General features: G+C 74.0%; 12 protein-coding genes. 4 read left to right on the plus strand and 8 right to left on the minus strand.

Features of this window, described 5'->3' with window-relative positions; genetic code table 11:
- Nucleotides 1-109: 109 nt before the first annotated feature.
- Complete coding sequence (gene lon, locus ACL02U_RS11045) at nucleotides 110-2,578, minus strand: endopeptidase La (RefSeq protein WP_412790542.1); 2,469 nt, start codon at nucleotides 2,576-2,578, stop codon at nucleotides 110-112.
- A gap of 336 nt (nucleotides 2,579-2,914) precedes the next feature.
- Between lon and ACL02U_RS11050 the strand changes: the two genes are divergently transcribed.
- The 4 genes from ACL02U_RS11050 (at nucleotide 2,915) to ACL02U_RS11065 (ending at nucleotide 9,734) form a co-directional block, all read left to right on the plus strand.
- On the plus strand, nucleotides 2,915-3,676 hold the full coding sequence (locus tag ACL02U_RS11050; protein WP_412790543.1) for a spermidine synthase: 762 nt from the start codon (nucleotides 2,915-2,917) through the stop codon (nucleotides 3,674-3,676).
- Between the two features lie 123 nt (nucleotides 3,677-3,799).
- Nucleotides 3,800-4,537: a response regulator transcription factor gene (locus ACL02U_RS11055; RefSeq protein WP_412790544.1), complete on the plus strand. Its 738-nt coding sequence runs from the start codon at nucleotides 3,800-3,802 to the stop codon at nucleotides 4,535-4,537.
- Nucleotides 4,534-5,637, plus strand: coding sequence for an ATP-binding protein (locus tag ACL02U_RS11060; protein ID WP_412790545.1), 1,104 nt, complete (start codon nucleotides 4,534-4,536; stop codon nucleotides 5,635-5,637). The genes ACL02U_RS11055 and ACL02U_RS11060 overlap by 4 nt, the downstream gene beginning before the upstream one ends.
- Nucleotides 5,638-5,918: 281 nt before the next feature.
- Nucleotides 5,919-9,734, plus strand: a complete 3,816-nt coding sequence (locus ACL02U_RS11065) for a multifunctional oxoglutarate decarboxylase/oxoglutarate dehydrogenase thiamine pyrophosphate-binding subunit/dihydrolipoyllysine-residue succinyltransferase subunit (RefSeq protein WP_412790546.1) — start codon at nucleotides 5,919-5,921, stop codon at nucleotides 9,732-9,734.
- A gap of 211 nt (nucleotides 9,735-9,945) precedes the next feature.
- Here ACL02U_RS11065 and fxsT read toward each other — a convergent pair whose 3' ends face one another.
- The 7 genes from fxsT to ACL02U_RS11100 form a co-directional block, all read right to left on the minus strand.
- Nucleotides 9,946-12,915: an FxSxx-COOH system tetratricopeptide repeat protein gene (fxsT, locus tag ACL02U_RS11070; protein WP_412790547.1), complete on the minus strand. Its 2,970-nt coding sequence runs from the start codon at nucleotides 12,913-12,915 to the stop codon at nucleotides 9,946-9,948.
- A 51-nt stretch (nucleotides 12,916-12,966) separates the two neighbouring features.
- Complete coding sequence (locus tag ACL02U_RS11075) at nucleotides 12,967-14,358, minus strand: FxsB family cyclophane-forming radical SAM/SPASM peptide maturase (protein ID WP_412790548.1); 1,392 nt, start codon at nucleotides 14,356-14,358, stop codon at nucleotides 12,967-12,969.
- Entirely contained in the window at nucleotides 14,355-14,507 is a 153-nt protein-coding gene (locus tag ACL02U_RS11080) for a hypothetical protein (protein WP_412790549.1), read from the minus strand. Before ACL02U_RS11080 ends, ACL02U_RS11075 begins: the two co-directional genes overlap by 4 nt.
- Complete coding sequence (locus ACL02U_RS11085; RefSeq protein ID WP_412790550.1) at nucleotides 14,504-17,911, minus strand: SAV_2336 N-terminal domain-related protein; 3,408 nt, start codon at nucleotides 17,909-17,911, stop codon at nucleotides 14,504-14,506. Before ACL02U_RS11085 ends, ACL02U_RS11080 begins: the two co-directional genes overlap by 4 nt.
- 3 nt (nucleotides 17,912-17,914) lie before the next feature.
- Nucleotides 17,915-18,931, minus strand: coding sequence for an AAA family ATPase (locus ACL02U_RS11090; RefSeq protein WP_412790551.1), 1,017 nt, complete (start codon nucleotides 18,929-18,931; stop codon nucleotides 17,915-17,917).
- 148 nt (nucleotides 18,932-19,079) lie between these two features.
- Nucleotides 19,080-21,044, minus strand: a complete 1,965-nt coding sequence (locus tag ACL02U_RS11095; protein WP_412790552.1) for a trypsin-like peptidase domain-containing protein — start codon at nucleotides 21,042-21,044, stop codon at nucleotides 19,080-19,082.
- The gene (locus ACL02U_RS11100; protein WP_412790553.1) at nucleotides 21,041-21,394 is read right to left on the minus strand and encodes a CU044_2847 family protein; all 354 of its coding nucleotides are present in this window, start codon (nucleotides 21,392-21,394) and stop codon (nucleotides 21,041-21,043) included. Before ACL02U_RS11100 ends, ACL02U_RS11095 begins: the two co-directional genes overlap by 4 nt.
- Nucleotides 21,395-21,595 lie beyond the last annotated feature (201 nt).

Genomic DNA, 21,595 nt, shown 5'->3' on the forward strand with positions numbered 1-21,595 from the left:
CACGGACGGGCGCGGCTCGGGCCCGGACCTCGCTCACGAGGTCCGGGCCCGAGCCGCGCGTCGGCGGCAGGTGCCGAGTGCCCGGTGCCTGCCGCCGGGGGGTGACCGCCTACCGCGCCGCGGCCGGAACGGCGGGCGCCGTACCGTTCGTCGCCGGCGCCAGGGCCAGCTCCAGCACCTGCCGGACGTCGGTCACGGTGCGGACGTCGAGCCCGTCCAGCACCTCGGCCGGGACGTCGTCCAGGTCGGGCTCGTTGCGCTTGGGGATGACGACCGTGGTGATCCCGGCGCGGTGCGCGGCCAGCAGCTTCTGCTTCACCCCGCCGATGGGAAGGACCCTGCCGGTCAGCGAGACCTCACCGGTCATCGCCACGTCCGGGCGGACCGGACGGCCGGACAGCAGGGAGGCCAGGGCGGTCGTCATCGTGATCCCGGCACTGGGGCCGTCCTTCGGCACGGCACCCGCGGGGAAGTGGACGTGCACCCCGCGGTCCTTCAGATCCGCCACCGGCAGCTCCAGTTCCGCGCCGCGCGAGCGCAGGAAGCTCAGCGCGATCTGCGCCGACTCCTTCATCACGTCGCCGAGCTGGCCCGTCAGGGTCAGACCTGCCGCGCCGGTCTCCGGATCGGCGAGCGAGGCCTCCACGTAGAGCACGTCGCCGCCCGCTCCGGTGACCGCCAGGCCGGTCGCCACCCCGGGGACCGAGGTGCGGCGCTCCGCCGGGTCCTGGGCGGACTCGGGCACGTGGTGCGGCCGGCCGATCAGCTCCCGCAGGTGCTCGGCGCTGATGGTGAACGGCAGTTCCCGCTCGCCCAGTTCGTGCTGGGCCGCCACCTTGCGCAGCAGCCGGGCGATCGACCGCTCCAGTGTGCGCACGCCCGCCTCACGGGTGTACTCGCCGGTCAGCCTGCGCAGCGCACCCTCGTCGAGGGTGACCTCGTCCGCGTCCAGGCCGGCCTGCTCGAGCTGGCGCGGGAGCAGGTGGTCGCGCGCGATGACGATCTTCTCGTCCTCGGTGTAGCCGTCCAGGCGGACCAGGTCCATGCGGTCGAGCAGGGCCTCGGGGATCGCCTCCAGGACGTTGGCGGTGGCCAGGAAGACGACGTCCGAGAGGTCGAGTTCGACCTCCAGGTAGTGGTCGCGGAAGGTGTGGTTCTGCGCCGGGTCCAGCACCTCCAGCAGGGCGGCGGCCGGGTCGCCGCGGAAGTCGGAGCCGACCTTGTCGACCTCGTCGAGGAGGACGACCGGGTTCATCGACCCGGCTTCCCTGATCGCGCGGACGATGCGGCCGGGCAGCGCGCCGACGTAGGTACGGCGGTGGCCGCGGATCTCCGCCTCGTCCCGCACCCCGCCGAGGGCGACCCGGACGAAGGAGCGGCCCATGGCGTGGGCGACGGACTCGCCGAGGCTGGTCTTCCCCACGCCGGGCGGACCGACCAGGGCGAGCACCGCACCGCCGCCCCTGCGCCCGCCGGCGGCACCGCCGTCCCGGACCGCGGCCGCCCGGTCGCCGTCGCCCCCGGTGACGTCCGAGGAGCGGTCGGCGCGGCGCCTGCGCACCGCCAGGTACTCGGTGATGCGCTCCTTCACGTCGTCGAGGCCGGTGTGCTCGGCGTCCAGCACCGCCCGGGCGCCCCGGATGTCGTAGGAGTCCTCGGTCCGCTCGTTCCACGGCATCTCCAGGACGGTGTCCAGCCAGGTGCGGATCCAGGAGCCCTCCGGGGACTGGTCCGAGGCCCGCTCCAGCTTGTCGACCTCCTTCAGGGCGGCCTCCCGGACCTTGCCGGGCAGGTCGGCGGCCTCCACCCGGGTGCGGTAGTCGTCGGACTCCCCGCCGTCCGGCTCACCGTCGAGCTCGCGCAGCTCCTTTCGGACGGCCTCCAGCTGGCGGCGGAGCAGGAACTCGCGCTGCTGCTTGTCGACGCCCTCCTGGACGTCCTTGGCGATGGTCTCGGCGACGTCCTGTTCGGCGAGGTGGTCGCGGAGCTGCCGGGTGGCGAGCTTCAGCCGGGCGACCGGGTCCGCGGTCTCCAGCAGTTCCACCTTCTGCCCGGTGGTCAGGAACGGCGAGTACCCGGAGTTGTCGGCGAGCGCGGACACCTCGTCGATGGCCTGGACCCGGTCCACGACCTGCCAGGCGCCGCGCTTGCGCAGCCAGGCGGTGGCGAGCGCCTTGTACTCCTTCACCAGTTCGGCGACGTGCCCGGGCAGCGGTTCGGGGGCAGTGTCGTCCAGCGTCGTCCCCTCGACCCACAGCGCCGCGCCCGGGCCCGTGGTGCCGGCGCCGATGCGGACCCGGCCGCGGCCCCGGATCAGGGCGCCCGGGTCGCCGTCGGCGAGCCGGCCGACCTGCTCGACGGTGCCGAGGACGCCGGTCGCGGCGTACTCCCCGTCGATGCGCGGGACCAGCAGGACCCTGGGCTTCCCGGGTTCGGCACGCGCGGCTGCCTGGGCGGCCTCCACCGCGGCGCGCACCTCGGAGTCGTTCAGGTCCAGCGGAACCACCATTCCGGGCAGCACGACCTCGTCGTCGAGCGGCAGCACGGGCAGGGTGAGCGTTGCGGACGTCGATGCCATGATCTCCCCTTCGGCAGTCAAATTGAGCTGTACCGACTCAATGTCGAGGAGGCCTCCGGTGTTCCCGAGGTGGCGTTCGCTCTCAGCGATCATCGTGCGGGTGCCCGCCCAGGCACCCCCCGCCGCCTCCCCCGCCCCGCGCTTCCCGCCTCGCCCCCGCTCTCCCTCCTCAGCCGCGCGGGTACGGCAGCGCATTCCGCGCCCGCCACAGGTGACGGCGGCCCACCGCGGCGACATGCGGAGAGCCGCCTGCCGCCCGCTCCGCACCGCCGTCGCCGGCCACCGGCGCGGAACAAATCCGCCGCCGGAACGCCGCCGGAGTGCCAGGATGGCGGCATGGCCTCCCGGTACGGCACCTTCGAGCACACCCCGCGCGAGCTGCACGACCCGCCGCCGGTGCTCGGCACACCCGGTCCGCACGGCCCGTACGCGGTCGCGGCGCCCGAGGTCCTGGACCGCCGGGACGGGCCCTACGGCGAGGTCGTCCTGCGGCGGCACGGCGGGCTGCTCCAGATCATCGCGAACGGCTGCTTCCTGATGGACACCTCCGACGGCCGCTCCGAGCGGCTGCTCGTGGACGCGGCGCTCGACGCGCTCGACGACCGGCCCGGCCCGCACGTGCTGATCGGCGGGCTGGGAGTCGGCTTCTCCCTCGCACATGCGGCTGCGAATTCGCGCTGGGGGCGGATCACGGTGGTCGAACGGGAACCGGCCGTGGTCGACTGGCACCGCGAAGGCCCCCTGTCCGCGCTGTCCCGCGAGGCGCTCGCCGACCCGCGCACCCGGCTCGTGGAGGCCGACCTCCTCGCGCTGCTGGGTGAGACGTCCGACACGTACGACGCGCTGTGCCTGGACATCGACAACGGTCCCGACTGGACCGTGACCGAGGACAACGAGGGGCTGTACTCACCGGCCGGACTGGCAAGCTGTGCAAGGGCGTTGAGGCCCGGCGGAGTACTCGCGGTGTGGTCCGCGGCAGCGTCCCCGGATTTCGAAGAATCCTTGAGGAATGTCGGTTTCCCGCAGGTGCGTACGGAAGAGACGCCCGTTGCCCGAGGCGTTCCGGACGTCGTCCACCTCGGCATCCGCCCTGGATAGCAAAGGCGCGGCCACTGCCCGTACGCTGCTGCACTGACGCGGATCATCGGAGCGTCGAGCGCAGTCCTGCGCGGACGAGGAACCACCCCACTGGTTCCGGAAAGCACACTTCAGGGGCGGGCGATGGAGCAGACACACACCTCCCACAACGGCTCGACGGCTGCCGCCGGCGCGCAGCGCCGGGTACTGGTCGTCGAGGACGACGCGACGATCGCCGACGCCATCGCGGCCCGACTGCGCGCCGAGGGGTTCCTCGTGCAGGCCGCGGGCGACGGCCCGTCGGCCGTGGACACCGCCGAGGCCTGGCAGCCCGACCTGCTGATCCTCGACGTGATGCTCCCCGGGTTCGACGGGCTGGAGGTCTGCCGGCGGGTGCAGACCCAGCGGCCGGTACCCGTGCTGATGCTCACCGCGCGCGACGACGAGACCGACATGCTGGTCGGGCTGGGGGTCGGCGCCGACGACTACATGACCAAGCCGTTCTCCATGCGGGAGCTGGCGGCGCGCGTGCACGTGCTGCTGCGCCGGGTGGAGCGGGCCGCGCTGGCCGCGGCCACCCCGCGCTCCGGCATCCTGCGGTTGGGCGAGCTGGAGATCGACCACGCCCAGCGCCGGGTGCGGGTGCGGGCCGAGGACGTGCACCTGACCCCGACCGAGTTCGACCTGCTGGTCTGCCTGGCGAACACGCCCCGTGCGGTGCTCTCCCGCGAGCAGCTGCTGGCCGAGGTGTGGGACTGGGCCGACGCCTCGGGCACCCGGACCGTCGACAGCCACATCAAGGCGCTGCGCCGGAAGATCGGCGCCGAGCGGATCCGCACCGTGCACGGCGTGGGCTACGCACTGGAGACGCCGGCACCGTGAGCGGCGGGCGGTCGGCCGAGCGGAGGAGCCCCGAGGAGCCCTGGGGCGGCCTGCGCCCGTTTTCCATCAAGACCAAGCTGGGTGCGCTGGTCGTCATCGCCGTGCTGATCACCACGGGGCTGCTGATGATCGCGGTGCGCACCGACACCGAGCTGCGCTTCATCACCGTCTTCTCGATGATCGCCACGCTGCTGATCACCCAGTTCGTGGCGCACTCGCTCACCGCGCCGCTGGACGAGATGAACGCCGTGGCGCGGTCCATCTCGCACGGCGACTACACCCGCCGGGTGCGGGAGAACCGCCGGGACGAGCTGGGCGACCTGGCGGAGACCATCAACGTCATGGCGGACGAGCTGGAGGCGCAGGACCGCCAGCGCAAGGAGCTGGTGGCGAACGTCTCGCACGAGCTGCGCACCCCCATCGCGGCGCTGCGGGCGGTGCTGGAGAACGTCGTGGACGGTATCGCCGCCGCGGACCCGGAGACGATGCGGACGGCGCTGAGGCAGACGGAGCGGCTGGGCCGGCTGGTGGAGACGCTGCTGGACCTGTCCCGGCTGGACAGCGGCGTCGTGCCGCTGCGCGCGCGGCGCTTCGAGGTGTGGCCCTACCTGTCCGGCGCGCTCAAGGAGTGCAACATGGCCGCCTCGGCACGCCCGGGGCCGGCCTCCGCGGGCCACACCCGGACGGACGTCCATCTGCGACTGGACGTCTCCCCGCCGGAGCTGAGCGCCTGCGCCGACCCGGAGCGCATCCACCAGGTCGTCGCCAACCTGGTGGACAACGCGGTCAAGCACAGTCCGCCGCACGGCCGGGTGACGGTCCGCGCCCGGCGGGGTCCCGGGCCGCAGTCGCTGGAGCTGGAGGTGCTGGACGAGGGCCCGGGCATCCCCCGGTCCGAGTGGCACCGCGTCTTCGAGCGGTTCGACCGGGGCTCCGTCACCCGCCCGCACGGTCCCGGCAGCGACGGCGGCACCGGGCTGGGCCTGGCCATCGCCCGCTGGGCGGTTGATCTGCACGGCGGCAGGATCCGGGTGGCCGAATCCGAGCGGGGCTGCCGGATTCTTGTCACCCTCCCGGGAGAGACGTCCGTTCAAAGTTGACGTAAAGTTCGAAGCGGAACCTGAAGATCCACGGGAGTCCGCGCCGACGGACACGTGTGAGCAGGCACGGGCCCGCAGGATGATCCTGCAGGGTCTGCGTCGACGCATCCTTTCCAAGGCGGAACCCCGGTTGTTTCCCGCCATTTCCAGGCCCGAAACACGGGCTGAGATGTGACTTACACGACGATGGGCGGGCCCGGCCTGACCATTCGGGTCTTGGAGGCGTAGCCTTTATTCCCGCTGTCCATCACCTTGTGAAGCGGAAGAGGGCGGTTGCCGCCGTGTCGCCACAGTCCCCCAGTAACGCATCGAGTTCACCGACGACCGACGCGGACCAAGCGGGCAAGAACCCCGCTGCCGCGTTCGGTCCCAACGAGTGGCTCGTCGACGAGATCTACCAGCAGTACCTCCAGGACCCGAATTCGGTCGACCGCGCCTGGTGGGACTTCTTCGCCGACTACAAGCCGGGGGCGGCCGCCACCCCGGCCGCGTCCGGTGCTGCGGCCGCGGGGGCCGCAGGGACCGCCTCGGCAACCCAGCGGCCGGCGCCGCAGGCGCAGGCCGCGAGCGCCGCGCCCGCCGCCCCCGCGAAGCCCGCGGCGGCCCCCGCGCCCGCCGCGAGGCCGGCCGCCAAGGCGCCCGCGCAGCCCGCGCCCGCCGCGAAGCCGGCCGCCGCGAGGACGCCGGCCCAGGCGCCCGTGAAGGCGGCGCCCGCCGCCGAGGCCCCGGCCGGCCCCGAGCTGGTCGCGCTGCGCGGCCCGGCAGCCGCCGTAGCGAAGAACATGGACGCCTCGCTGGAGATGCCGACCGCGACCTCGGTCCGCGCGGTCCCGGTGAAGCTGCTGTTCGACAACCGCATCGTCATCAACAACCACCTCAAGCGCGCCCGTGGCGGGAAGATCTCCTTCACCCACCTCATCGGGTACGCGATGGTGCAGGCCATCAAGGCCATGCCCGCGATGAACTGGTCGTACGGCGTCAAGGACGGCAAGCCGACCCTCATCAAGCCGGAGCACGTCAACCTCGGCCTCGCCATCGACCTGGTCAAGCCGAACGGCGACCGCCAGCTCGTCGTCGCGGCGATCAAGAAGGCCGACACGCTGAACTTCTTCGAGTTCTGGCAGGCCTACGAGGACATCGTCCGCCGCGCCCGCGACGGCAAGCTCACCATGGACGACTTCTCCGGGGTCACGGTCTCGCTGACCAACCCGGGCGGCCTGGGCACCGTGCACTCCGTGCCGCGGCTGATGCCCGGCCAGTCCGTGATCATGGGCGTCGGCTCCATGGACTACCCGGCCGAGTTCCAGGGCACCAGCCAGGACGCCATCAACAAGCTCGGCATCTCGAAGGTCATGACGCTCACGTCGACCTACGACCACCGGGTGATCCAGGGCGCCGCGTCCGGCGAGTTCCTGCGCAACGTGTCGAACCTGCTGCTCGGCGAGAGCGGCTTCTACGACGACATCTTCGAGGCGCTGCGCATCCCCTACGAGCCGGTCCGCTGGCTCAAGGACATCGACGCCTCGCACGACGACGACGTCACCAAGGCCGCCCGGGTCTTCGAGCTGATCCACTCCTACCGGGTCCGCGGACACGTCATGGCCGACACCGACCCGCTGGAGTACCGCCAGCGCAAGCACCCCGACCTCGACATCGTCGAGCACGGGCTGACGCTGTGGGACCTGGAGCGCGAGTTCGCCGTCGGCGGCTTCTCCGGCAAGTCGATGATGAAGCTGCGCAACATCCTCGGCGTGCTGCGCGACTCGTACTGCCGCACCACCGGCATCGAGTTCATGCACATCCAGGACCCCAAGCAGCGCAAGTGGATCCAGGACCGGGTGGAGCGCGGGCACACCAAGCCCGAGCGCGAGGAGCAGCTGCGCATCCTGCGCCGGCTGAACGCCGCGGAGGCCTTCGAGACCTTCCTGCAGACGAAGTACGTCGGCCAGAAGCGGTTCTCCCTGGAGGGCGGCGAGTCCGTCATCCCGCTGCTGGACGCGGTCCTCGACAGCGCGGCGGAGTCCCGCCTCGACGAGGTCGTCATCGGCATGGCCCACCGCGGCCGGCTGAACGTCCTCGCCAACATCGTCGGCAAGTCCTACGCGCAGATCTTCCGCGAGTTCGAGGGCAACCTCGACCCGAAGTCGATGCACGGCTCCGGCGACGTGAAGTACCACCTCGGCGCCGAGGGCACCTTCACCGGACTGGACGGCGAGCAGATCAACGTCTCGCTGGTGGCCAACCCCTCGCACCTGGAGGCGGTCGACCCGGTCCTGGAGGGCGTCGCCCGCGCCAAGCAGGACATCATCGGCAAGGGCGGCACGGACTTCACCGTGCTGCCGGTGGCGATCCACGGCGACGCGGCCTTCGCGGGCCAGGGCGTGGTGGCCGAGACCCTGAACATGTCGCAGCTGCGCGGCTACCGCACCGGCGGCACGGTCCACATCGTCATCAACAACCAGGTCGGCTTCACCGCCGCGCCCGAGTCCTCGCGCTCGTCGATGTACGCGACCGACGTGGCCCGCATGATCGAGGCCCCGATCTTCCACGTGAACGGCGACGACCCGGAGGCCGTGGTGCGCGTCGCGCGGCTGGCCTTCGAGTTCCGCCAGGCGTTCAACAAGGACGTGGTGATCGACCTCATCTGCTACCGCCGCCGCGGGCACAACGAGTCGGACAACCCGGCCTTCACCCAGCCGCTGATGTACGACCTGATCGACAAGAAGCGCTCGGTGCGCAAGCTGTACACCGAGTCCCTGATCGGTCGCGGCGACATCACCCTGGAGGAGGCCGAGCAGGCGCTGCAGGACTACCAGGGCCAGCTCGAGAAGGTCTTCACCGAGGTCCGCGAGGCGACGGCGCAGCCCGCTCCGGGCGAGTCCCACGACTGGCAGGAGGGCTTCCCGGTCTCCGCGGGCACCGCGGTCTCCACGGAGGTCGTCAAGCGGATCGCCGAGTCCCAGGTGACCATCCCCGACCACATCACCGTCCACCCGCGGCTGCTGCCGCAGCTCCAGCGCCGGACGGCGATGGTCGAGGACGGCACGATCGACTGGGGCATGGGCGAGACCCTCGCGATCGGCTCCCTGCTGCTGGAGGGCGTCCCGGTCCGCCTGGCGGGCCAGGACTCGCAGCGCGGCACCTTCGGCCAGCGGCACGCGGTCATCATCGACCGCAGCACCGGCGAGGAGTACACGCCGCTGCAGTACCTCTCCGAGGACCAGGCCCGGCTGAACGTCTACAACTCCCTGCTGTCCGAGTACGCGGCGATGGGCTTCGAGTACGGCTACTCGCTGGCCCGCCCGAACGCGCTCGTGATGTGGGAGGCGCAGTTCGGCGACTTCACCAACGGCGCGCAGACGGTCGTGGACGAGTTCATCTCGTCGGCGGAGCAGAAGTGGGGCCAGACCTCCGGCGTCGTCCTGCTGCTCCCGCACGGCTACGAGGGCCAGGGCCCGGACCACTCCTCGGCCCGCCCGGAGCGGTTCCTCCAGCTCTGCGCGCAGAACAACATGACGGTCGCCATGCCGACCTCGCCGTCGAACTACTTCCACCTGCTGCGCTGGCAGGTGCACAACCCGCACCACAAGCCGCTGGTCGTCTTCACGCCGAAGTCGATGCTGCGCCTGAAGGCGGCGGCGGCGAAGGCGGAGGAGTTCACCACCGGCGGCTTCCGCCCGGTGATCGGGGACGACTCGGTCGACCCGGCCGCGGTCAAGAAGGTCGTGTTCTGCGCCGGCAAGGTGTACTACGACCTCGAGGCCGAGCGGCGCAGGCGCGGTGCCACGGACGTCGCGATCCTCCGCATCGAGCGGCTGTACCCGCTGCCGGGTGCCGAGCTGCAGGCGGAGATCGCCAAGTACCCGAACGCCGAGAAGTACCTGTGGGCCCAGGAGGAGCCGGCCAACCAGGGCGCGTGGCCGTTCATCGCCCTGAACCTGATCGACCACCTGGACCTGGCGGTCGGCGCGGACATCCCGGCGGGCGAGCGCCTGCGCCGCATCTCGCGGCCGCACTCGTCCTCCCCGGCGGTGGGTTCGGCCAAGCGCCACCAGGCGGAGCAGGAGCAGCTGGTGCGTGAGGTGTTCGAGGCCTAGGCCCGCACCGGCGACGACGGCCGGGGCCCGGTGGCAGGCGGTTGCCCGCCACCGGGCCCCGGCCGTTTCGGCTCCCCGGACCGTCTCGGCCACCCGGACCGCTTCGGCGGCCAGGACTGTTCAGGCCTGTTCAGGACCGTTCAGGACTGTTTCGGCAGCCCCGGTCGTCCGGGCCTTCCCGGCTGTCCCGGCCCCCTGGGAGGTGCTCCCCTCAGACCGGCTGCGGTTCGAAGTCCCAGTACGGCTGGCGGCGTTCCAGGATGTCGGAGAGATGTTGCGGGTTCGGGCCGAACAGCCCGGTGAGCCGGTCGACCGCCCCCTCACGGAGCGCCGCCGCCTCCTGCCGCTGCCCGAGTGCCGCCAGGTCGAGGGCGAGGCCGGCGCGCAGGCTGATCGTGAGGAGGTGGTTCTCGCCCAGCGTCCGGGCCGAGCGCCCGGCGGTCTCCCGGCCCAGTGCCGCCGCGGCCTCGGTGTCGCCGGCGGCGACGAGCGCCGCGACCGTGTTCTTGGCGCAGCCGACGGCCCACGGGTGGTCCGGCCCCACGGCCTCCGCCATCTTCCGGGAGCAGGACAGGGACACCTCCAGGGCGGTCCGGTGGGCGCCCGCGTCGCGCATCATGGTGGCGACGTTGTCCCTGGCCCCGGTCGTGTAGGGATGGTCCTCACCGAGTCGGGCCGCGTAGTGCTCGGCGGTGGCCTCCGCCAGCTCCCGGGCCTCGTCGGTGTGGCCCAGCTGGCGCAGCAGCATCGCGTAGTCGCAGGAGACCATGAGCGTCTCCGGATGCAGCCGCCCCCGGCGGCGCAGCAGCCGCTGCCGGACCCCGCGCATCATGGCGTGGGCGAACTGCAGGTCGCCCACGCGGCGGGAGCACAGCGCCAGGTTGTGCTCGGCCTGCAGGGTCTGGCCGTGGGTGCGGTCGAGGACCTGGCTGTGCAGGCGGGAGTTGTGCCCCTGGATGGCCAGCGCCTCACGGTAGTTGCCGAGCAGCCGCAGCATCCACGCGGCCCGCAGAGCGGAGTTGAGGGTGAGCGGGTCCTTGCCGCCGAGGAGTTCCACCCGGGCCTCGAAGATCTTCCGGTGCATGGCGAGGGACTGCGCGTACCGCCCCTTGAGCCCGAGGGCGACGGCGAGGTTGCTCCGTACCGCGAGGGTCCGCGGGACGCCCTCGCCGCCCAGCTCCTCGGTGGCCGCCTCGGCGGCCTCCTCGAACAGCGTGTGCGCCTCGTCGTACCGGCCGAGGGCCATGAGGGTGCCGCCCAGGCCGTCCTTGGCGCGGATCAGCTCGATGGGCCGGACGGTCGCGGTGCCGGTGAGGCGCCGCAGGGTCTCCCGGGCGACCCGCTCGGCCTCCGCGTACCGGCCCAGCCTGCGCAGCATGTTGGCGAGCTGGTGCACGGCGACGAGGACGGAGCGGTCGGTCTCCCCCGAGCTGGTGCGCCAGTGGGTGACGGCCTTCTCGGTCAGCGCCAGGCCCTCCTCGTACTCGCCCCGCATCCGTAAGTACTCGATGCAGTTCAGCACCAGGGTGCGCGCGTCGCCGTCGGAGGCCTCCAGCGCCCCGGACGGCTCCAGGTGGGAGATGAGTTCCGCGTAGCGCGCCCAGTTGCCCGCCGAGGAGGAGTCCCGGGGGTCGGCGGACGCCAGGATCCTGCGGGCGGCGGCGGAGTGGCGCCGGAAGTCCTCGGGTGACTGGATGGAGCGCACGAACCGGTGGAACAGCCGGTGCATGCGCAGGGTGCCGATGGTCTGGGTGTCCATCCGCGGGCCCTGTTCGTACTCGATCCGCATGGACGTGATCTCGGACAGGCGGCGCAGGGCGGTGTTCCAGCTGCTGGGCTCGGCGACCAGGTCGGCCAGCTCGGGCGGCAGGTCGCCGTGCCGGGCGGTCTGCAGCAGCCGCACCGGGACCAGGTCCGGTGAGAAGCAGGCGAGCAGGTTGAGCAGTTGCCAGGCGGACTCGGACGCGTCGCGCAGGGTGTTGACCGTCTTCGCCCAGGCCACCTCGAAGCTCTCCGGGTACTGGCCGGAGGGCATCACGCCGAAGAGGTCGGGGCGTCCGGTGCTGATGTCCCGGATGTAGTCGTCCACCGGGACCGTCGGGTTCAGATCCAGCCAGGCGGCCGTCTGGTCGAGCAGCAGCGGCATGTCCTGGACCGCCTCGGCGAGGTCGCCGGCCTGGCGGTCGCTGAGCCGTTCCGTGCGGCGGGCGACGAAGGCGAGGCTCTCCCGGCGTTCGAAGACCGGCACGGTGACCGTGTCGGCGTGCGCGCCCCACTCGCTGCGGGTGGTGGTGACCAGGACGTGCCCGCGCCCCTCGGGCAGGAGGTCGAGCAGCGGACCGTCCGGGGCTCGGGCCCCGTCGAGGACCAGCAGCCAGGGGCGGGCGGTGTCGGCGAGTTCGCCCTTCACGGCGGTGATGGTGGCCGCCAGGTCCTCGGCCTCGGTGTCCCGCAGGTCGAGCCGGGGGGCGAGCTCGGCGAACTGGTTCCGGGCGGTGGCCCGCTGGGCGGCGTTCACCCACCAGACGATGTCGTAGTCCCCGGCGTACCGGTGGACGTACTCCAGCGCCAGCTGGCTCTTGCCGACACCACCGGGCCCCCGCAGTGCCACGGCGGCGCCCCCGTCGCCGCCGCCGGAGAGCGCGCCGTGCACCTTCTCCAGCAGCTCGGTCCGGCCGACGAAGCGGCGGTTGCGCCGCGGCACCTGCCACACGCCGGGCGGATCGTCCGGGAAGCGGGGGCCGCGCCGCAGGTCGACGAGGGTGCCGGGGGCGGGGATGCCCGCGCACTCCAGGACCCGGGAGCGGGCCACCTCCGGGCGCAGTCCGCGCAGCTCGATCGGCGCCAGGGCGATGACGGCCGCCGGCATGGGCCGGGCGGTGACGCTGACCGCGGCGAGCCGGTCGCGGTGCTCCGGCAGCGCCTCGCGCAGCACCGCGGCCCAGGCCTCGAACCGGTCGCGGTCCAGCCGCTCGTACCAGTCGTCGATGACGAGCAGGACGCGGCCGGGGGCGCTGAGCAGTTCGGTCAGCGCCTGCGGCGTGGGCAGCCGCCGGAGCGGGTTCCACCGGACGAACGTCGTGGTCCGCCCCGCCGCACGGATCTGGTGGTCGACCCACTTGGCCCAGGACTCACTCTGCCCGGCGAAGACCACCGTGACGTGTCCGTGCTCCGCCGTCATCTCCCAGTCCCCTCAGCCGAACCTGGTCACGACTGTGCACAGGCTAGTCAATTATGCGTCAAAAGGGTGTTCGCACAGAGGAGTTGGAGCAGATTGCCGGGGCGCCTCGGCAGCCGGGAGCGGTCGGGTGCCGGGGTCCGGCCGGGAGGCGGGCGGGGCCGGCGGGGAAGCGGGCGGGGCCAGCGGGGAGGCGGGCACGGGCGGCGGGGAGGCGGGCACGGCCTGTTCCACCCGGTGCGCCACATGCCGGACGAGTCGTTCCAGGTCGGCGCAGTAGACACTGGCGTGCCGGAACCCCGAGCCGGGCGCGTAGCGGTGCACGTAGTTGCCGCCCCCGCACACCCCGCCCACGGGACAGCCGCGGCACTCCGCGGCCAGCGCCCGCCGGCCGAGCTGCCGCGCGGCGACGCCGGGGTGGCGCAGCGCGTGGTCGAAGGTGTTCCGGAACACGTCGAGGCCGGTCTCCGCGGCGCCCGGGTAGGCGGATCGCAGGGAGTCGACCTGCTCGATCGCGCCGTCCGTCTCGACCACCACGGCGGCCACCGGGGAGAGCCCCACGGCCTCGGCCCTGCTCGGCGCGCCGAGCAGCAGCGCGACGACCTCCTGGAACAGCCGCACCCGGGTGCGCATCCGCCCCTCGTCCCACCAGGCGTCGAAGACGGCGGCCAGCCAGTCTCCGTAGGGGGTGGGTCGCGGGCGGTGCCGCCCGGGGGCACCGCCCGGGAGGCCCGGCGGCGGATGGGCCCAGTTCGCGTGCGGGAGCAGGAGGTCCACGCCGGGCGGGTGCAGCTCCAGCAGCGAGCGGTAGAGGTCCAGCGGGTCGGTGTCCAGGTCGATGGTGCACAGGATCCCGGCGTACGCCGCCGGTCGTGCGGCAAGCCGCCGGGCGGCGGCCCGCGCGGCGGGCCAGGCGGGGCGTCCGGCACGGTCGACGCGGCGGGCGTTGTGGGCGGCGCGGCCTCCGTCCAGGCTCAGCCCGACCCTCAGTCCGGCGTCGGCGAGCCGGTCGAGGGCGGGGGCGGTGAGGCGGGTGCCGTTGGTCTGGACGGTGGCGGTGACCCGGCAGTCCGGCGGCACCGCCGCGCGTACCGCGCGGGTGTACGCGAGCACGGGGTCGGGGCCGGCGAGGAGGGGTTCGCCCCCGTGCAACTCGATGCGGATGCGGTCCAGGCCGTGGGTCCGCACATGCTCTGCGATGCGGGCGGCGGTGCGGAGCATCGTGGGCCGCGCGGTGCGGGGCGGGCGGTCCCGCCATCCCCGGTCCTGGCCCCGGTAGAGGTAGCAGTAGGTGCAGTCGAGGTTGCAGCGGTTGTGCACCTTGAGGACGAACTGCCGGAAGGGGGTGGGGCGGTGGCCGTGGGGGTCGAGCAGGAGGTGGGGCCAGCGCGGGTGCGCGGGCCGGCCCGGCTCGGGCGCGGGACCGGAAGTCGGGGCGCGGCTCACGGGGCGTCTTCGTAGTGTGCGACCACGGTGGGCTCCGAGTCCCGGGCGCGGAGTTCGATGAGGATCGCGGCGAGAACCGGGTGGTCGGTGCGGTCCGGTCGCTGGACGTCGGGCAGGGGTGTGCCGGTGTCCTCGAGGGGAGTGGTCACTCGTCGGCCGTCCCGGGTTCCAGGGCGTCGAGGCGGGCACGCAGGAAGCGGGCGGTGTCCGGCTCGCTCGTCAGCAGCAGCGCCTCGCGGTAGTCCGCCAGCACCCGGGTGGTCTGCGCGAGCTGCTCCCGCGCCCGGCCGCGGTACAGCAGGCACTGGGCGAGCAGTTCCTCGTCCGGCACCTCGCGGGCGTGCGCGGCGCCCCGGGAGAAGCAGTCGATCGCCTGGTGCAGCCGGCCGGTCGCGCCGGTGCCGGCGTGCAGGGCGTCCAGGGTCCGCCCGCGGTCGGTCCAGCAGCGGGCGGTGAGCGCGGGGTCGGCGGCGTCGCGGGCGGCCTCGTCGAACAGCCAGTCGGCCTCGTACAGGTAGGACAGCACCGGCTCGGCGCCGTACCGGCGGAAGTAGGCGGTGCCCAGCAGGTGGCGCCGCCGCGGCAGGGCCGGATCGCCGGCCGGGGACTCCTCGACCGCGCGGCGCAGCAGGTGGACGGCCCGCCCCACGTCGGTGGCAGAAGACCGGGCATCCGCCCGGTCGAGCAGGGCGAGCCCGCACTCGGCCAGCACGGCCGGCCGGCGCGGGTCGTCCCCGCCCAGCAGCGGCTCGGCCTCGGTCCACGCGGCGACGGCGCGGTCAAGGTGGTCCAGGTCGCCGGTGGCGTCGTAGCGGGCGCGGTGGACGGCGGCGGCGCGGGCCCGGCACTCGTACCTCAGCGCCGGGTCCCCGCCCGCGGCGCCGAGGCCCTGCTCCAGAGCGTGCAGCACCGCCTCGGCTCCGGCGCCGGCGTCGGGCCGGGCGAGTTCCTCGGCCTCGGCGAGGTCCAGCCAGGCGGGCCCGCGGTCGGGCTCCGGCAGCGCGCTCGGGTCGCCGAGCAGCGCCGACCGCAGCTCCCGTGCCGCGCGCTCCGCCAACTCCGCCGCGAGCGGCCGCACCAACTCGGAGGCGGGGACGGGGCCGCGTCCCGCCCGGTGCCGGGCCAGGTCGAGCAGCAGTCGCCCCCGCGCCGCACGGGCCTCCGCCGAGGTGTCGAGCGCGACCCACACGTCGGCGGCCTGCTCGGCCCGGTGCAGTTGCAGGGCGTACCAGGTCTCGGGCATCGGGGCCGCGCCGACGGCCCCCGGTCCCGGGCCCGACTCGGCGAGGGCCCGGCGGACGGCGGCCAGGGTCCGGGCGGCGCTCCGCCGCTCGTCGGTCGCCGCGGGTGGCGATCCCTCCCCCGCCAGGAGGTCCGTGAGGAAGGTGTCGGCCAGGTACAGCAGAAGTGCGCAGGCCCGGTCCCGGGGCCGGCCCTCACCGGCGGCGGCCCAGGAGCGCACGTCCTGGGAGAGACCCGGGAATCCGGTCCCCGCGGCACGCACCTCGCGCGCCTGCGCGAACAGCACCAGGCCGCGCACCAGCCGCCCGCGGGCGGTCACCGGCGGGCGGTCGCCGAGCGCCTCCCAGGCCTCCCGCAGGTCGTCGCCGACGGCCCGGGCCTGCCAGCGGGCCAGCAGCGCCCCGGCGAGTTCCTCGCGGGCCGCGCGGAGCACGCGGTCCGGTCCCACGGCCCCGATCGCCTGCCGCAGGTAGCGGACGGCGGTGTCGAGTTCCCGGGTGAGCCCTTCCCGCTCGAAACGGGCGAACGCGACCTGTCCCCGCTCCAGCAGCTCCGCCGCCCGCAGCCCGGGGCCGGCCGGCCCCGGCGGGATCCGCGCGCCGAACTCCCGCAGCACCTCCGTGGACACCTCGGCGAAGGCCCGCAGCCCGGGAGGCTCCTCGTCACCGGGGTGCGGCGCCGGCGACGCCTCGACGCCGGGAGCCACCACGCCCCGCAGGAACGCCCTCGCCATGGCGGGGAAGTTGCGCACGGTGCGCCCGTAGTGCCGTTCCACGTAGTGCGAGCAGTGCTTGAACAGCAGGTCGGCGTCCTCGGCGGCCAGCAGGGCCCGCAGCTCCCCGGCGACCTGGGGGAGGTAGCCGTAGCGCACGGCCGCCGGGTCGTCGGCGTCGGCCCGACGTCTGAGCAGCCCGCCGAGCAGTACCTCCGACAGCACGTCGGGGCCGCTCCCGGCGAGCATCGCGTGCTGGACCATCTGCATCACCGGCAGGTAGAGCGGAACCGCGGACAGGTAGACGGCGAGGCGGCGGGCCTCCGGGGAGGCCGCCCGCCAGAACGCGCGCACCCGCTGCGCTCCGTCGAGGTCCTCGGCTGCCCGGACCGCCGCCCCGGACGCCGGGTGGTCGGGCCGCACCCAGCCGGCCGCGGCCGCGAGGGAGCGCCCGGTGGAGCCGGCGACGAGGCGCGCCCAGCCCTCCACCGCCTCCCGGCGCAGTGCCAGCACGGGGACGGGCAGCGCGGGCCGCCCTCCCGCACCGGTCCGGCCTCCCGTGTCGGAACGGCCCACCGCATCGGGCCGGAAGTCCAGGGAGCCGGCGGCCCCCTCGCGCCGGTGCAGCCGCCCGCGGCGGGCGGGCAGATGGGTGCGCCGCCACATCCGCTGCGGCAGCGGCTGCACGACGGCGACCGGGCCGGTCGCGGCCCACCGGTGCAGCAGGCGCTGCATGCGGCCGCTGCGCCACATCGGTCCGGCGCAGTCGCTGAGCACGAGGGTGACGCGCCGCCCCGTCGGATCGCTGAGCTGCTCCGGCGGGTACAGCACTCCGGCCGGGTCCGGTCCGGCGGCGCAGCCCGGTCCGCCGTCCGGTGCGGGATGCAGGTAGCGCACCTGCACCTCGCGGAAGGCTCCGGCCCGCGCGCACACCTGCCGCAGCTCGTCGAGCGCCTGCTGCCACACCACGGTGGACGTGGAGACGTCCATCACCAGCAGCAGCCGGGCGGCACGGCGCCGGTCGGCGCGCAGCACCGGCAGTACGATCCCGGACTCCGCGGCCCGTTCGGCGGTGGCCTCCTCGTCGAGGATTCGCGGAACGGGGCGCGTCGGCGGGTGGTAGCGCTGGAGGGGACGCAGCCCGCGTTGCAGGGCGAGCGGCTCCGGCAGGGCGGGCGCGGCGGGCACCCGGACGGACGTCATCGGGGCTCCGGTGCCGGCCCCGCCTTCTCCGGCGTCCGGACCGGCGGCGCCGTCCCCGCCGGCTCCCGGGGCGGCCCGGGCTCCCGGGCCCCCGGGGGCTCCCGGCACGAACAGCCGTGCGCCGCCGAGCCGGTGGGGCTCGCCGCCGGCCTCCGGCGGGGACGGCGAGGGCGGGACCGCGCCGGGGGTGCGGGGTGGTTCGGCGGTTCCGCCTCGGGAACCGGTGCCGCCCCCGGCCGCGGACACCCCGGAGCCGGGCAGCCAGCGGGCCAGCCAGAGCGCGTCCGCGAGCGCCTCGGCGTCCGGGGTGAGACCGGCTCGGCGCAGATGCGCGACGAGCGCCGTGAGCGCGGGGCTCGCGGCGCCGACCGGGGTTCCGGATGCCTGCGGTTCCATCGGCTACCGCGGCCCGCGGTCCAGGGGCTGCATCAGCAGCTCCGACAGTTCCTCGCGCCCGCCCTCCGCGTCCCGGGCGGTGTACTGGGCGAGGTAGATCGCGTTGAGCAACTGGTCGGTGGGGCGCAGCGCCCCGTCGGTGCCGGCCTGCGTGAAACGTTCCACGAGGTCGCGGTGGTCGTCGTACACCTCCTGGCCGAAGTGCGCCTGGACCAGGGCGGCGAGGCGCTCGTCTCGGGGGGCCCTGAGGTCGAGCGCGATGCAGCGGCGCAGGAACGGCGCGGGAAACTCACGCTCGCGGTTGCTGGTCAGGACGACGAACGGGAACGCCCGGCAGCGGACCTGCCCGTCGGTGACGGCCACCCGGCGCCCGTCGTCGGTGAGCACCTCCACGACGGGGGCGCGGTCGGCGATCCGCTCCAGTTCGGGCAGGGCGAACCTGCCCTCCTCCAGGACGTTGAGGAGGTCGTTGGGCAGGTCGATGTCGCTCTTGTCGAGTTCGTCGACGAGCAGCACGCGGGGGCGGTCGGCGGCGAGCAGCGCGGTGCCGAGCGGACCGAGCTTGACGTACCGTCCGATGTCCTCGGGTGAGGTGCGGTCGGTGGTCGTGCGGTCGCCGGCCAGCTGGGAGTCCTGGAGGCGGCCGATGGCGTCGTAGCTGTAGAGGCCTTCGCGGAGTTCGGTACGGCTGACGACCGGCCACTCCAGGACCCGGCCGAGACCGAGCTCGTGGGCGACGGCGTGCGCCAGCGTCGACTTGCCGACTCCCGGATCGCCGGTGACGAGCAGGGGGCGGCGCAGGTAGAGGGCGGCGTTGACGAGTTCCAGGGCACCGGGGTCCTGGATGGGCAGCGGCGCGGCGTCCCGGCCCAGCCTGCGACGGGTGGAGGAGTCGACGTCCGGCACCTCGTACGGCACGGCGGGGGCGTCGAAGGACCGCCAGGGCGGCGGCGCGGGAAGCTGCTCGATCCTGGCGCGATCCGGACGTCCGGTACCCCGGTAGATGTACCACTGGCTCACGATGTGCTCCTCGCCGACGGTCGGTGGTTGTCCACGGCCTGGCCGACGGGGGCGCTGCTCGCCCACAACGGGCCCCTGGAAATGTACCCACGCAGGACCTGCGGCGCGGTGGATTCCGGCCAGTTGGCGCGGTTGCGGCGCACGGCGCTCACAGCGGCGCGTCCAGGACGGCGGTCTCCTCCGGCGGCAGCGGGCGCCGCGGATCGTCGTAGAGCAGGGCCACCGGCTCCGCCCAGCCGCGGCCCGTCCGGCGCTCGCTGACGTCCTGGCGGAGATGCCGCAGCCGGTCGGGGAGCTCGGCGAGGGACCCGAGGGCGCCGAGCAGTTCCTCCGCCTTGGCGTAGAACGTCCCGCACTCCGGGGTGCAGGCGCGGGAGGCGTGCCCGTCGACGTGCCAGAGCGCGACGCCGTGGCCGTTCTCCAGGGCGAACCGCATCACGGTGCGCCCCGGTTCGCGGCCCGCCGGGCGGCACAGGACGGGGATGCGGTCGGTGTCGGCGTCCCGGTAGCTGCCGGTGCTCGGGACGGCCGCCTGGGCCAGGGGCCGCCAGCCCCGGAATCCCCGCCGACCCGACATCGCCTGCCAGCGGTCGTCCCACAGTTTGTCCGGTTCTCCCCGGCGCTCGAGGGCGCGCAGGACCACCCCGCGGCGCGCCCCCAGGTGCCGGGCGTCGTGCAGTGCCGCTATGTCGTCGAACCGCCAGCGGTGCACCTCGGTGTCGAAGTGCTCCGCGGGCAGCGCGACCTCCAGAGGCACCGGGCGGCCCTGGCGGTCCTTGGCACGCAGCAGCCGGCCCAGCGGCCCGCGCAGGCACTGGACGAGTTCGTGCGGGGAGCAGCCGCCGACGGAGCCGTCCGCCTCGTACAGTTCGGGTTCGCCCTCGCCGTCGCCGTCGCCGTACCAGAGCTGCCAGAAGAACCGGGGGCTCTGCGCACCGATCACCGGATCGAGCAGCACGGTGACGACGGCGCCCTCGCCGGGGCCCGGATACGGGATCACGATGCGGCGCGTGGCCTCGTCGGGTGCGGGGCGCAGCGCCTCCGGGAGGCCGGCCTCCCGGACGAAGTCGTGCATGGCCTTGTTCGGCTCCCCGCGCAGGCGGCGGTCGATCCAGGCGCCGAGTTCGGCGCAGTCGGCGCCCCGGGAGCGCAGGTACTCCTGCACGTACTTCAGGTAGCGCAGGAAGGTGAGCGCGCCGAGCGGCTGTCCCCCCTCGTAGAGCAGCCCGGCTCCGTCACGCCAGGTCAGCAGCTCGGGTGTGCCGCCCGGCCACCTGCTGCCGCTGCGCGCCTTGACCGCGAGGACCTCGACGGTGGGCGCGTCGGGCGGCGGGGGCAGCTCGGCGAGCAGCCGGAGCGCGCTGCGGCGGTCGGCGGGCGTCCACCGCTCGCCGTCGCCGCCGGCCGCACCGCCCTGCAGGTCGATCCAGTTGTCCCCGGTCGTCGCCTGCGGCTCGGCGCCGTGCCAGCGGTCGTGAGCGGCCAGGACCGTGCGGTAGGTGTCGCCGAAGCGGCGCAGTGCCGAGAGGGCGACCGCCTTGCCGCCGTCCTGCTGTCTTCGGCGTGATTTGATCAGTCCGACGACCGCCCCCGTGGCGGGGTCGAGCAGCGGCCCGCCCGACACCCCGGCGGGGAGGTCGATGTCGGGCCTGATGATCAGACCGTAGGTGTCCTCGTGCCCGTTGATCTCGGCGTCCACGATCCGGAACCGGGTGGCGGGGGGACCGGGGTAGTAGCCGCAGGCCTTGAGCGGGCCGGAGTGCAGCGAGGCACGGTCGGCCAGCCACACGCATTCGTGCGGATGCTCCTCCGGCTCGCCCGTCAGGCGGACGAGCGCCATGTCCTCCTCGGCGGGCACCGTCCTGTTGCGCGCGTCGGTGAGCAGCCACTCGGCCAGGCGGGCCGGGGAGTCGAAGCCCTCGCCCCGCACCCGGAAGACGGTGTCGCGGTCGGCCTCCAGGTGGGGACGCAGCACGTGGGCGGCGGTCAGCACCCAGCCGGGGGCGACGAAGAAGCCGCTGCCCCACAGCGGTGCGCCGTCGTCCCCGGGGGGCATCAGGTGCACGGTGGCGGACCGGACGAGCTCGCAGAGCCGCTCGTGCCGCTCGTTCATGCCGCCGGGTCCCGGTCGTCCCCTCCTGCGGGCCGCCGGTCGAACTGCCATGTCAGGGTGACCTCGATGGAGGTCTTGGCCTCGCCGCGGGCGAGGACCGCGAGAGCCACCCCCTCCTTGGTGGCGAGCTCCACGCCGAAGGTGATGGCCGCCTCCGAGGGCCGGGCGGCGCGCGCGGCGTCGAGGACCGTGCCGCCCACCGACTCGATCAGCTCCCGGAGCCGCTCCACCCTGGCGGCGGCGTTCTGCGTGAAGCCGACGTCCTCCTGGTCGTCGTACGCGTCCCCGGCGCCGATCCGCGCGGTGACCACCGTGCCGTCCGGTAACTCGATGTCCTGGATGTGGCTCATGCCGCTCCCCCGTCGTGTCCGTACCGCCGGCGCATGCCGAAGGCGCCCCCTGCTGTGCGACGAAGGTCATACCCGGGTCGGTTGCACCCGACACCACGGACCGCGCCGCACCGCGGGGCGGGACGCGAGCGGTCCGGGCACCCGCCCACCGCACACGGCCTACCCTGGTGGGAGCAGGTGTTCGTCCCGTCCGCATCAGGA

Source organism: Streptomyces sp. MS06 (genome assembly GCF_047200655.1).
Taxonomy (GTDB): Bacteria; Actinomycetota; Actinomycetes; order Streptomycetales; family Streptomycetaceae; genus Streptomyces.

What these genes read in the sequence shown, in the direction of transcription:
- ACL02U_RS11100 (WP_412790553.1), bottom strand. Translation starts at nt 21,394, where the DNA reads ATGAGCCACATCCAGGACATCGAGTTACCGGACGGCACGGTGGTCACC.
- fxsT (WP_412790547.1), bottom strand. Translation starts at nt 12,915, where the DNA reads ATGACGGCGGAGCACGGACACGTCACGGTGGTCTTCGCCGGGCAGAGT.
- ACL02U_RS11095 (WP_412790552.1), bottom strand. Translation starts at nt 21,044, where the DNA reads ATGAACGAGCGGCACGAGCGGCTCTGCGAGCTCGTCCGGTCCGCCACC.
- ACL02U_RS11085 (WP_412790550.1), bottom strand. Translation starts at nt 17,911, where the DNA reads ATGGAACCGCAGGCATCCGGAACCCCGGTCGGCGCCGCGAGCCCCGCG.
- ACL02U_RS11050 (WP_412790543.1), top strand. Translation starts at nt 2,915, where the DNA reads ATGGCCTCCCGGTACGGCACCTTCGAGCACACCCCGCGCGAGCTGCAC.
- lon (WP_412790542.1), bottom strand. Translation starts at nt 2,578, where the DNA reads ATGGCATCGACGTCCGCAACGCTCACCCTGCCCGTGCTGCCGCTCGAC.
- ACL02U_RS11055 (WP_412790544.1), top strand. Translation starts at nt 3,800, where the DNA reads ATGGAGCAGACACACACCTCCCACAACGGCTCGACGGCTGCCGCCGGC.